We start from the raw sequence: 12,305 nt of genomic DNA, 5'->3' as shown, positions 1-12,305 counted from the left end.
TTCTGATGATGCTGTGTATCACAACCGCCTGTTGTCTTCAGACTGTAGAAAAACGTGGCATCAGTTCTCCGGAATCGCCGGTAATGGAGGATAATAATTCGGGCTTTGGATCCTCTCAAAGTATAGTGGATGCAAACAATCGTTTTGCATGTGAATTATATCTGAATATTTCACATAATCCCGGTTACAGCGGAAAAAATATCTTCTTTTCTCCTTACACCATTACCTCTGCCGGAGCTCTGACATACGAAGGTGCCAGAGGAAGAACGGCAAAGGAAATCAGGGATATTTTTCATTTTCCTGTTTCTGATACCGTTCTTCGTGAAGGATACACTGGAATGGATCTCAATAGTTCTGGATCAACTCTCTATATGGCAAACGGCCTCTGGGCAAACCAGAGATTTCCATTCCTTCCCGAATATCTCACTATATCAAACCAATATTACGGTGCAAATATAATGAACCTTGATTTTGCAAACAAATCAGGAGAATCACGAGATATCATTAATACATGGATCGCATCACGAACAGAGAATAAAATTCAAAATCTGTTATCTTCTTCATCAGTAAATCCAGCAACCCGGCTTATCATCACAAATTCCATATATTTTAAAGGTTCGTGGGAAACCCGGTTTAACAAAGGCGTGGAACAGGTTTTTAGAATTGAACCCCATAAAGGAGTAAAAGTTCAGATGATGGAAAGGACAGATTCTAAACCGAAATATCAATACACAGACACCGGGGATGTACAGGTTCTTGATATCCCCTATGTATCTGGGGATAAAAGTCAGATGTCAATGCTTATTCTCCTCCCAAAAGGAGATAGTATATTCGCTGCAGAACATCTCCTGACCATGGAAAATATTTCTTCAATTGTTCATGCAATGGAGCCAAAAGAAGTAAAAATTTATTTCCCAAAATACAGGATTGAAACAGAATATCAACTCCCAGACTTATTGAAAAAGATGGGGATGGTTACACCATTCACAAGATATGCCGATTTTTCCGGAATGATCGGAAAACAGGATATATTTATTGATAATATTATTCACAAAGCCTTCATAGAGGTAAATGAGGAAGGTACAGAAGCTGCTTCAACTACAGTAACTTCTCTAAATGGTTTATATAATGCAGAGTATATTCCTGAAACTTCTGTCATTTTCAATGTAGATCATCCATTCATTTTTTTGATCTGTGATCATAAGTCTGGAATTATACTTTTTATCGGGCAGGTAATGGATCCGACAGGAGCAGTCCCATCCACCGACGATTTTACCCAAACGCCTACAATGGCCCCGGAAATCCCAGCAGGTCTCAATCATTTTTCAGAATAGAGATGACAATATGGAAAAAATATCAGAGAGAATAATTCCGTACCTGATATCAAACTCAATATATGATATCCCCGGCGTTATCTGATTATCTTAATGTTTAAGTAAGATGATCTGAATTTAGTAGTATGGGTAAGGTTCTTGTATACATCGCATCCAGTCTGGATGGGTTTATTGCACGACGTGATGACGATATATCCTGGCTGGACAAATTTTCAGGTGATTCTGTTGATTACGGGTATACAGAGTTTATGAAAAATGTCGGTAACGCAATCATGGGAGCACGGACCTATGAACAATCTCTCCTTCACCCTGAACGATTACTCACTTCGGTTAAGAATTATATCATCACCCGAAGAGTCCTTAAAACGATTCCCGGTATTGATACTGTGTTCTGGCACGATTCACTATCAGACCTTGTTGCTACCATTAAAAAAGAATCTGACCTGGATATATTCATTGTCGGTGGTGGGCAGATAATCTCCCGGTTTATTGATGAAGGGCTGGTAGACGAAGTACGACAGTTTATCGTTCCGGTGATTTTGCATGACGGCATCCCGCTTTATAGTCAACTCACAAGAGAGATCTCCCTTGACCTCATTGATACTGTGAAGTACCAGACCGGTATCGTTGAACTCAGGTATTCTCTGAACAATGAACAACATCAGTAGTCTGAATGGAATGTCATTATCCAATCAATCTTGAAAATAAACAAAACAGAAAATGTTTAAATTTTCGAAAAGCCGCCAGATCTTCACAATACACATACCCGGGCAAATTTTTGGGTTGATGCTAAATAATTCAAAATAGTTTTCGAATATTGTCCGAATATTATAATTTCAGAATTCCACTCACATTTCAAACAAAAATATCCGGAATGTAGAAAAAAGTTGTTTGTTTCCGTTCCTTAAACTGGATTATCAATTATTCAACCGGAATATATGTATTCATCTCCTATCGCCCAGTTTTTCTTCTATTGGTACGTCGCTGGACAAGGTGATCCGGGTTCTCCATCATGTTGTACATCATGTTAATGAACTCATCAGCAAATTGTTCTTTTGAAAACCCCTGAGATTCAAGTCGCTTCATGTCCCAGGAGTTCAGGTTGTGTACACTGGTTGAAAACGTTGAAAGAAGGATGGAAAGAACAACCGGATCAATGTCAGACCGGATAGTCCCGTCTTTAATCCCGGCCTGGATTGCATCATCGTTCAGCGTGGATATTTCCTGTAAAACCCTGTGAACTGAGCAGAGTGCTTCGCTTTTTTCCTGATCCAAAGTCTCAAACCTGCCGGACCGATACGTACTGAGCACCCTGTCGTAATCCGGGTATGTTATGACAAAGGTATGGTATGACATCCCGATAGCAGCGAGCTTTTCAATGCCGTTATCTAGATTTTTTACTGACTCGTACATCATATCTGCAAGAATCCGGTACCCACGCTCAACGATGGATAGATAGAGGGATTCTTTATCCTGGAAATAGAGGTAGATGGTGGGCTTGGAGAGTTCAAGTGCCTCGGCAATATCATCCATCGAGACGGCGTCATATGGTCGGGCAAAGAAGAGTTTCTCTGCAGCATCGAATATTGCCTTTTTACGTACCTCTTTTTCACGCATTTTCCGTTCGCTGATTCCCATCTACACCTCTAAATTGACCGATTCACACTGATCAGTCTGTTTTAATCAGTTAATAATAACCATCCGACCATACAGATCTGGAACCCTTAATTCTCTCTATAAATTCGGTTCAGTTCTCATTTCCTAACCGTTCGCATAACCCGGCGCAAACATGATTCACATGTATCATGTACTGATCACGGGGAAGCAGATCGCGGCTGATCGCATCGAGGGTTGAATCTGCAATAGTTCCGGTAATGGCTAGTTCATGACCTGCCTGCCGGGCAGCACTTAATATTTCGTCAACAGCGAGACCCAACTCCATGGCCTGGTTCATTAACATTCCATGAGGACGGATCAAGGCCCCAACAAATTCTGCATTTATGTTTCTGGCAATTGCTTTCATATGGGCGATGGCTGGATCGAAGTTGTCCTTCTCCCACAAACCACAATTGGAGGCAAAGACTATTTTGCGGACCTTTTCATCACGGGGAACATGCCGGCAATGACCCTCATGGACCTCGATTGGCATAGTGATGAGGGGGACGAGCCGGTCGATGACCATCTTCATAGGACCGGTGACACCGTCGGTATAAATTGGTGAGGCAAAAACAAGTACATCAGCATCCCGGGCTTTTGGAACCAGCCAGTCCATATCATCCGATTGTATGCATCGTCCGGATTTCCGGCAGAAACAGATAACGTCACCCCGACATGGGTTGACCTTGAGATTGTTGGTATAAAAAATCTGGACTTCAGCTCCTGCTTCCTTCATCCCTTCAAGGAAGGGACCGAGAATCAATGCAGTATTCCCATTATCTTTGTGCGGACTTGCGTTGATGGCAACAACCTTTAATTGGTTCATAGTTCCGGAAATCCTGGAAGAACCCGGTGCCTGATGATCTGTGTGGTTCATGGTGATCGCTAAATCTATATTACTGCAAGTATGTATAATACTATTGGTAATTATATTACTAATAGTAAATAGCATAAAGAAAGACTAATCGAATAATCTCTGACATCTACATTTCAGGTTCAATTATAAAAGCAGTCCTTTTTTAAGGACAGTATGAGGATGAGTCACTGAATGATGGGGATATATCTCTTGAAACATTATTTTTGCCCCTCTAAGAGTGTCTTCTATAGTGCAGGATAAGAATCTGTTATTTATAATTATTATATAAAAAAAGGATTTTCGTCCTTCCGAAATAAATTCTTCGGTTCGGTTTGTTCTGATATTACATGACGGAATGAAAGAATGATTAAGACATTGTCCGGATTTTATCAATACTTACAAATATCGATCAATCCCATTTACCAAGATGGAAAGAATCTTCCTTTTATGCTGGCTGTTTGTGATATCTATGGGAGCCGGGGTAGTATCAGGCGAACAACCTATAGATCTGAACAATAATTTGAGTTATCTGATTAACTCTTCAATGGGTCTTTCAAATAATACCACGGTAAACATCTACATCAATATGCCGATAAGCGTGTATGTTGAGAAAGGTGATGGATTTCACATATTACATATTGGAGATGAAAACCTGACGACTGCCATCTTTAATAGTACGGATAAAAAAGAAACGTCCGGGTATGAATTTAAAGATGTAATCTTGTCTCAAGGTCCGTTTGTGAATTTAAACCTCACCGGGAATACATGAAATCATAGGCTATATTGAGGTGATACCAAAGATATGATACGTTAAAGTAATGGTCTTGCCGTTGGGTTTGATTACTCCTGGATATATGGAGTATGTTATAATTATTCAGAAACTCCTGGATATCATAATTTCTGACATTTAATTGGTCCATTATAGTGTAATGAGATCTGTATACAGATTGAGTGTATAACTTACTGACACAGGCCAACGGTTTGGATTATTATTGGTATATTTTGGTTCCTTTTTGAAAGAACAGAAATTGGATCTTTACCCATCTAAAAAAACAGTATTATTGAATCATTACAGTGGTCAAGGTTTTTAGCATAAAAAAATTTCGAAAAGTGGTGTTGACCGTATTAGCATTATTATCATCTCCTATTCTCCGTTTTACGTCGAAAACTTAACTGCTTCTATTATAAGTTTTTATAGCCATACCTTTTAATGAATGCCTAAAGTTATTCCTGGCTATAAAGATGATGCAAAAAGGAAGATTATTCAGGCAGCTATTGATGTTATTGCAGAACGGGGATTTGCCTTAACTACCATTGATGAGATTGCTACCCGACTTGGAGTGAGTAAAGGAGCAGTATATTGGTACTTTCCAAATAAGGATGCCCTTGTAAAAGAAGTCTATACGTATATTGAAGAAGATTTTAAGCGAGTTCATTACAAGAAATATTATAATCAGTCAATAAACAAATTTTTGCAGATTCTCTTTAATAAATTCTCTTCAAACGACTATAAATTACGGAGAGTTTTTTTTGAGATGGTTGCGTTAGCTCAACGAAGTACCATAGAGAAGAATTCACTCTCCAAATTCCTTATGGATTTTGTACAAACAATAAAAGAGATTATTGAGATTGAACAAAAAAATCATCAATTGGATGATGATATTGATCCGGAAACCTTTGCGTTTTTAGTAGTAAGTCAGTATCTTGGAATACACCTGTTATCCACATTATGGTTGTCCCAGGACAAAACGGATAAGATTTGGGATGGCTTTGAATCTCACATGTTTACAAAAAACCAAGTGGACTCAAAAGTTCCAAAAACCCAGTCAAAGACGAAATAAAAGGTTCCACTTCTATTTTTAGCATTAATGTTATACTGTTTATGGCATACCATGTAGAGATGACAACTGTGAACCCGGTGTCTTTGTAACGCATATATTTATATGACACTTTAAAGTGTTGGGAATAATTTCAGCCATCGTTTCCCAAACTAAGGTGTTTTTTTAAAAATATGACTCCATTTTTAATATAAATAATTAATTATAGTATTGAATTCTTATAAATTATCAATTTGCATCCATCAAAATCCCAAATATTTACCGTTATGATATTTTTTATGATTTATAGGATTTATTCGAGATTAAAATTGTAATTAATTGAAACGCTAATTTTTCTGAAGTTTTTTGTAGTAGTAATTATTAATTATGGTTTTTCTTGAACATAACGTATGAATACATTTATAGCATCAGAAAACATACGATCAAGAATGTTAACTGATAGGATCAAATGGATAAAAAACACTGATTGCATTAAAAGAATTAAGAAATTTACAATTTTCAGGAGAATTAATTTATGTTTAATCCTGATTATGAAAAGAACAACCAGGAATCTCGGATACTTAATCCATCACGGTGTTTTGCAATCAAAAGGGAATGATAATTCAAATATTTTGAGAAAAATCACATTAAAGTCTGGTATAAAGAGAAGAGAGAATTGGAATATAATTAAGATTGTTATTCCTAACCGGTTAAATCCTGATCTTTGTGCATTGCTCCAGTATCTCAACTGGCAATATGGTAAACTCATTCTGAAACTACCTCTCCCATCATCATCTGGAGGTATCAGATATGACTGATTTCCTGGATAACAAGAGAAATGCGAATACAAAAAGTATTTTCTCAATAATAAAGATACTACTTTTTTTTAATCTTCCAAATGGAATCCTGTTGTTTTTATCCGCTGGAACGGTTTATTGGGCAATGGGCTGGCTATATATTCTGATTTTCCTAATAACCAACTCATTCATCTCGATATATATCAATTCAGACCTCTCAAATGAACGAATAAAAAAGCATACCAATTCAAAAAAATGGGATCATTATCTTTTGATACTTATATTCCTGTTTGGAGTAATTGTCTGGATTATCGCGGGTCTTGATCACAGGTTTGGTTGGTCTGGCAATATTCCGATAACAATCCAGGTTTTTTCTACATTAATGGTTATTTTTGGCAATGTTCTCTTTACATGGGGTATCCTATCTAATAATTATTTTTCAACGACAGTACGAATTCAGTCTGAACGTGGTCATCTGGTAATTTCTCATGGCCCTTATCGATTTCTTCGTCATCCTGGTTATCTTGGAGTATGTTCCTACACAATTTTCCAATGTTTTATGCTGGGTTCTGTCTGGGCCCTCGTTCCGGCAGCGGTTGTAGTTGTAGCGTTTGTCATTAGAACATACCTGGAGGATGAAACCTTACAGAGAGAATTGACCGGCTACAAAGAGTATGCAAAAAATGTCCGGTATCGTCTCATTCCGGAAATGTGGTAAACATGAAGAAAAGACCTAGCAGAATGGCTGAGGGTATGGCGATGCATCGTCTGGCTGAAACAATGCTTCCTGAAGATGTGAGAATATTCTCAGATCCATATGCTGTTCATTTTATTAACCCGGAGATCCTGAAGTTTGCAGCAGAACATCCACGTGAAGCAGAACAGAAAGTTCAGGAGATGGAAAACCAATTTCCGGGTCTGGGAAACTCAATTCGTGCCAGGGTCTCATATTTTGATCTAGTTCTTAAAGAGTGCATTTCGCACGATATTACTCAACTGATAATTCTCGGAGCCGGTTATGACACCCGTCCGTATCGGATTCCTGAAATAGACAACAATTTTAAGGTTTTTGAAGTAGACCACCCAGACACTCAGTCGTTCAAAAAAGAGATAATAACACGAATTCTTGGAAAATTGCCCGGTAATGTAACCTATATCCCGTTAAATCTTGAAACTGGAGATTTAGATCTCGCAATATCATCTACATGCTTCAGCGAATTAAAGAAAACCCTTGTAATTATGGAAGGCCTGATTATGTATCTTTCATCAGACTCCATTCACAGGATATTTTCATATTTCTCACAGAGATGTCCGGTTGGAAGTAAGATCCTTTTTGATTATTATCCAGAATCTGTGGTTAGTGGAGAAAAAAATGAGTATGCTAAAAATATTGTAAAATTTACTCAGATGAATGGTGAACCACTGAAATTTGGTATTCCTGATAATGATGAGAGAGTTTTTTTGAGTCAGTGGAATTTTTCTGAAATCAGAATTGTCAGTAGTGAAGAGTATAAAAAACTCCTATTTACTGGGAAAAATGCGAATCGATGTGTTTGTGACTTTCTTTCATTCATGGAAGTGACTATCTGATGAACACTGATTCATATCTTAATCCTGATTATCTTGCAAACAGACCTACAGGAACATGTTGTGTTGTCTGCAAAAAACGTGAAGGATGCCCGTTTGAAAGTGCTGGCAGAAAATGCCTTCTGGATCACAAGAATTGTAATGTGTGTAATCACTGGGATGAAAGAGGGTGTATTCTCTTTCAATTTGATAAAAAATTCCTTAAATTGTAAATGTAGGATTGTTGTCTCACATGCCCAAAATTGACTGCAATGGTATCTCACTGTATTATGAAGTGTATGGAACAGGGATTCCAATTCTTGTTATCTGGGGAATTGGAGGTGAAATCCTCCCATTTATAGAATCACTCAAGCAAAAGGCCCATGGGCTGTACCAGATTATTAATTTTGATACCAGGGGTTCGGGGCGATCAGATAAACCTGATCGTGAATATTCAATTGAAATGATGGCAGATGATACAGCATCGCTCATGGATTCCTTAAATATCAGGTCTGCTCATATCCTGGGAATATCCACCGGTTCTCGGATTGCCCTGTCACTTGCCAGTAGGTATCCAAATAAGGTAAAAAGTCTTATTCTTCATGTAGCCGCTGCCCGTTCACCTGGATCTGACGAACCTGAAGCACAGGAAGTATATGACCGATTATATAACACGATGATAATGCCTGGCTTTATGGAAAAAGCATTGCTTTATCCTCCGACTATACCGTCATTTAAAAGACTGTTTAAGGCACTGGTTACTTTTAACGGAGTTCAACTGTTGTCATCAATTCATGTTCCTACTCGTATCATCAATACAACATCTGATCGGTCAACTCCGGTCTCAATGGCTCAGGAATTGCATGAAAAGATATGGCGTTCTCAATTAATTCTTCTTGATGGGGATCATATGATTGCAAGAACAGATCCTGAACAGATTACTGATCATGTCATGGTATTTTTAAAAAGTCTGGAAACATCCAAATAAACTCAAATAATCGTGTGAATATTGAGTATGGCAGCATTAGTTCAGAGATAGAAATCCCATAATTTAAATTATGAATCCCAAAGAGGTTATTGTTACTCATTTCCTTGAAAAAACCTTTTTATAACATTTTACTTTTATGGATTAGTTATTATAGAACTACCGTAACAGTACCTCTTATTACTTTATTTTCGAAATATTACCCTGGAATTTTTGATATAATTTTTTTGGTTGTGAGGGGCCATAATTGCGGTTATAAGTAATTGTAATCCCTGGAATAGAACTGATCTAATTTTCCTCTCAATAGAAAAATGCGATTTTTTTTAAAATTAGTTTCCCGGATGTTGATTATCACTGATCATCTGTTTTAGTTTTTCCATATATTCATCTTTTTTCCAGAACTCCTCGAAATTTTTAAAGTAATCTTCCCAGGCTTCTTCTACGAGTGGCTTACCACATCGGTTACAAAACCTGTCTGGTGGTTCATTCATAAATTTGCAGGATTTACATAATCCGGGCAATTCATCTTTGAAAAATTGTAAAAAGGCCTCTTCGACTACTGATGTAACCGAACGGCCTTCATTTTTTGCTTTTTCTTTAATCTTTTGAACTAAGTATGCTGATATTCTTGCAGAGAAGTGTTCTTTGTTATCCTCAAATTTGTTAGACATAATGTAACACAGAATATTATACGAATTTGTATAAATTCTTTATGTTCAATTGTTTCCCAACTTAAAACTAAATACCCCCCCGTTCCTCCCTGAAGCTTTACTCGAGAAAATTGAAAAAATCCATGTTGTATTTCAAAAAAGTAAGTGTAATATCTTTCAATCGAACCGGTTTGAATTTTTTTTGTATGAACCGATAAAAACTCTTCATAATCATAAAAAATCCCTATGGAGATCTTCAAAAGTATATAATAATTCTGTACGCACTACAGACTTAAAATTCTGTGTTTTAAATTTAAATAAATTAGGTTTTTTTTGTAAATTAGCACTTCATTTGAAGAGTATTTACCCTCATGTCCAATATTAGGATGCATACAAAGTCGGGATGTAGGTCTCGTCTTGTAAGGAGAGGAAAATCATGACACTGCCAGTAACTATCAGAACACAAATATTTACCTTGATACTTCTCATGCTGATGAGCACCCTGGTGGTATCAGTGTTTGCAGAAGCAGTTACTGGTCAGACCGGAAAAGATCAGGGAAATGTTCCTTCCTCTGATACCTCCCTCCTTACCAGTTTTGGAGTAACACCTGACGACCAGCAAAAATTCGCACAAAAAGCCAAAGAAATAACGGAAAAAAACAAAGCATCTACCGGTGTGCAAAAAGCAGCCTTGAATGTCGCCGGGGATTTTGTTGAAAGTTCAATGGAAAAAATAACCACTTCGGATGGAAAACCCTTTGAAGGGGGAACAACCATCAACTTTACCATCACTGCGGATAACAAAGTTACAGGTACAGTTGATTTCAAATTCATTGAACAGGGATGGACAGTAAAAATTAAAGGAACAGTAACCGGGACATTAACCCCTTCAACAGGCAAACTGGAAATCCATTCAAACGATGCTACCTTTAAATATGCAGGAAAACAGTATCCAATCATATTGAATGTAAAAGCGCAATATAATGGCTCTGGATTTGATGGAACCAAAGATATTGCGATGGCCGGAACTACAGGAACACTAGGGTTTCATGCAACCCCGGTCTAATCTTTTATTCTCTTCCATCCTTTCCTTAGTTAATATATGAGAAATTCTTAGTCAATATTGAAACATGATTCCATCCCCTCCACCATCTGAATAAAATCTGTACTCTAAAACGCCCTCTGGATTTTTCTCATTATTTCACAGGATCTGAAAACCCATCCAGGCCTATATCTCGAGGAGATACAGCAATTCCAGATAAAAATTCCCGGAATGAAAGGAAATTCCATCTTCTTCATACATACTATTTGCAGAAGATTCATCACCAGTGATATCCAGATATCTACAACGAAGAATATGGAATGCCAGGATAAAGGGAATTATTGATGGATATAATGCCATACGAGCCCGGATCCATTCACTATCAAAAACCAGATGCCAGATCTCTCATAAAAGCCGGGTACCAACCGGTTGATATGCATCTCCATACCCGGTATTCTGACGGGCTGATCAGGATTCCTGATCTTCTCTCATATGCCAGAAGAAATCGGATTGGAGTTGCAATAACCGATCACAACGAGATTAAAGGAGCGGTTCAAGCATTCAGATCTCAACATGATCTCCTTGTCATCCCTGGCATTGAACTTGAAACCCGGGAAGGCCCTCACATTCTGATCTATTTTGATGTTGCCGGTGATCTGGAAGACTTTTTTCATGATCTGAACCGTGAAAAAAGACGACAAAATCCAGAAGTACCTCACAATCTCACCGTATCTGAGTGCCTCACCCTTGCCAAAGAGTATTCATGCCTCCGGATAGCAGCTCATCCGTTTGGGTATTTTGGGATTAATCGTGGTATACTCAAGTGTGTCGAGAAACATATGCTTCCCGGAGTTCTGGAAAATATTGATGGAATCGAGGTTATCTGTGGGGGAATGACCGGCAGCCTGAATCAGAAGGCAATAAGGTATGCACATAGACATCCTATTCCATTTACCGGGGGATCAGATGCTCATATCCTGTCAGATGTTGGGAGTGTCCTGACCGGAGCACCCGCTGAAACTGCTGAAGAATTTCTTGCAGCCATAAGAAAGAGAAAAAACATCGTATGTGGAAAACCCGGGACATTTATCCGAAAAGGAGCAACTGCCGGAGTCATTGCCTGGAGTTTTGTTCCCTATACCTGTTCGTTGATTGGGGCACATAGTGCTGCGTATAAACACAGGATTAAGCATATCGTCTCCCGGTATTCGGGAACGTGTAAGAAAAACCGGGAAGTACAAATGAAAGAAAAAGATAATTCAGAGAAGCGGAGAGAATAGCCTGATAATTAATCTAAATTTCCTTGTAGCATTTGGAAAAGGCTCCGCCACTTAAAATTCCGTTGGACTACTCATGATCAAAACCGAGTTACCACAATAATCCAATACTTGTCTGTAGAACTCAAAAATTCTGGGGCCAATACTGATTCAGTACACATATTTGGATCATGTGTAAATGGCACAGTTTCAGATGAAAATGAAATATATAGCAGTTATATCCCTGGATTTTTGTGGGCTTGAATTTTCTAAACTGTTTCATCCCAACTTTGCCACTAACAAAAAATAAATGAGTTCTTAGTGATGTTTGAATCGACCAAAATGC

At 38.0% G+C, this 12,305-nt stretch carries 13 protein-coding genes; 10 read left to right on the top strand and 3 right to left on the bottom strand.

Annotated features, from left to right (window positions below; translation table 11 throughout):
* The first annotated feature begins 5 nt into the window (after positions 1–5).
* On the top strand, positions 6–1,334 hold the full coding sequence (locus tag DK846_RS06015; RefSeq protein WP_109968036.1) for a serpin family protein: 1,329 nt from the start codon (positions 6–8) through the stop codon (positions 1,332–1,334).
* Positions 1,335–1,459: 125 nt separating this feature from the next.
* Positions 1,460–2,002 (top strand): dihydrofolate reductase family protein, encoded by a 543-nt coding sequence (locus tag DK846_RS06010; protein ID WP_109968035.1) that lies wholly within the window; start codon positions 1,460–1,462, stop codon positions 2,000–2,002.
* Between the two features lie 283 nt (positions 2,003–2,285).
* Here DK846_RS06010 and DK846_RS06005 read toward each other — a convergent pair whose 3' ends face one another.
* Positions 2,286–2,972, bottom strand: a complete 687-nt coding sequence (locus tag DK846_RS06005; protein WP_109968034.1) for a TetR/AcrR family transcriptional regulator — start codon at positions 2,970–2,972, stop codon at positions 2,286–2,288.
* A gap of 109 nt (positions 2,973–3,081) precedes the next feature.
* Positions 3,082–3,867 carry a flavodoxin family protein gene (locus tag DK846_RS06000; RefSeq protein ID WP_109968033.1) on the bottom strand — a complete coding sequence of 262 codons (786 nt, stop codon included), beginning with the start codon at positions 3,865–3,867 and terminating at the stop codon, positions 3,082–3,084.
* A 448-nt stretch (positions 3,868–4,315) separates the two neighbouring features.
* Between DK846_RS06000 and DK846_RS05995 the strand changes: the two genes are divergently transcribed.
* The 6 genes from DK846_RS05995 (at position 4,316) to DK846_RS05965 (ending at position 9,014) form a co-directional block, all read left to right on the top strand.
* On the top strand, positions 4,316–4,615 hold the full coding sequence (locus DK846_RS05995) for a hypothetical protein (RefSeq protein WP_109968032.1): 300 nt from the start codon (positions 4,316–4,318) through the stop codon (positions 4,613–4,615).
* Positions 4,616–5,060: 445 nt separating this feature from the next.
* Positions 5,061–5,687 (top strand): TetR/AcrR family transcriptional regulator, encoded by a 627-nt coding sequence (locus tag DK846_RS05990; protein ID WP_109968031.1) that lies wholly within the window; start codon positions 5,061–5,063, stop codon positions 5,685–5,687.
* Positions 5,688–6,473: 786 nt separating this feature from the next.
* Positions 6,474–7,178, top strand: a complete 705-nt coding sequence (locus DK846_RS05980; protein ID WP_109968029.1) for a methyltransferase family protein — start codon at positions 6,474–6,476, stop codon at positions 7,176–7,178.
* A 2-nt stretch (positions 7,179–7,180) separates the two neighbouring features.
* The gene (locus DK846_RS05975; protein WP_109968028.1) at positions 7,181–8,050 is read left to right on the top strand and encodes a class I SAM-dependent methyltransferase; all 870 of its coding nucleotides are present in this window, start codon (positions 7,181–7,183) and stop codon (positions 8,048–8,050) included.
* Positions 8,050–8,259: a hypothetical protein gene (locus DK846_RS05970; RefSeq protein WP_109968027.1), complete on the top strand. Its 210-nt coding sequence runs from the start codon at positions 8,050–8,052 to the stop codon at positions 8,257–8,259. The genes DK846_RS05975 and DK846_RS05970 overlap by 1 nt, the downstream gene beginning before the upstream one ends.
* Positions 8,260–8,279: 20 nt before the next feature.
* A complete protein-coding gene (locus DK846_RS05965) occupies positions 8,280–9,014 on the top strand; it encodes an alpha/beta fold hydrolase (protein WP_109968026.1) in 735 nt (244 codons plus the stop codon).
* Positions 9,015–9,340: 326 nt separating this feature from the next.
* Here DK846_RS05965 and DK846_RS05960 read toward each other — a convergent pair whose 3' ends face one another.
* Complete coding sequence (locus DK846_RS05960; RefSeq protein WP_109968025.1) at positions 9,341–9,682, bottom strand: hypothetical protein; 342 nt, start codon at positions 9,680–9,682, stop codon at positions 9,341–9,343.
* A gap of 415 nt (positions 9,683–10,097) precedes the next feature.
* Between DK846_RS05960 and DK846_RS05955 the strand changes: the two genes are divergently transcribed.
* Together DK846_RS05955 and DK846_RS05950 are read left to right on the top strand one after the other, a co-directional pair.
* Positions 10,098–10,727 (top strand): hypothetical protein, encoded by a 630-nt coding sequence (locus tag DK846_RS05955; protein ID WP_146201152.1) that lies wholly within the window; start codon positions 10,098–10,100, stop codon positions 10,725–10,727.
* A gap of 320 nt (positions 10,728–11,047) precedes the next feature.
* Positions 11,048–11,983 carry a PHP domain-containing protein gene (locus tag DK846_RS05950; RefSeq protein ID WP_245926482.1) on the top strand — a complete coding sequence of 312 codons (936 nt, stop codon included), beginning with the start codon at positions 11,048–11,050 and terminating at the stop codon, positions 11,981–11,983.
* The last annotated feature ends 322 nt before the right edge of the window (positions 11,984–12,305 follow it).

Origin of the sequence: Methanospirillum lacunae (assembly GCF_003173355.1) — an archaeon.
Classification (GTDB): domain Archaea; phylum Halobacteriota; class Methanomicrobia; order Methanomicrobiales; family Methanospirillaceae; genus Methanospirillum; species Methanospirillum lacunae.
The sequence above is the reverse complement of the archived record's forward strand: the minus strand, read 5'-3'. Positions and strand labels throughout refer to the sequence as shown.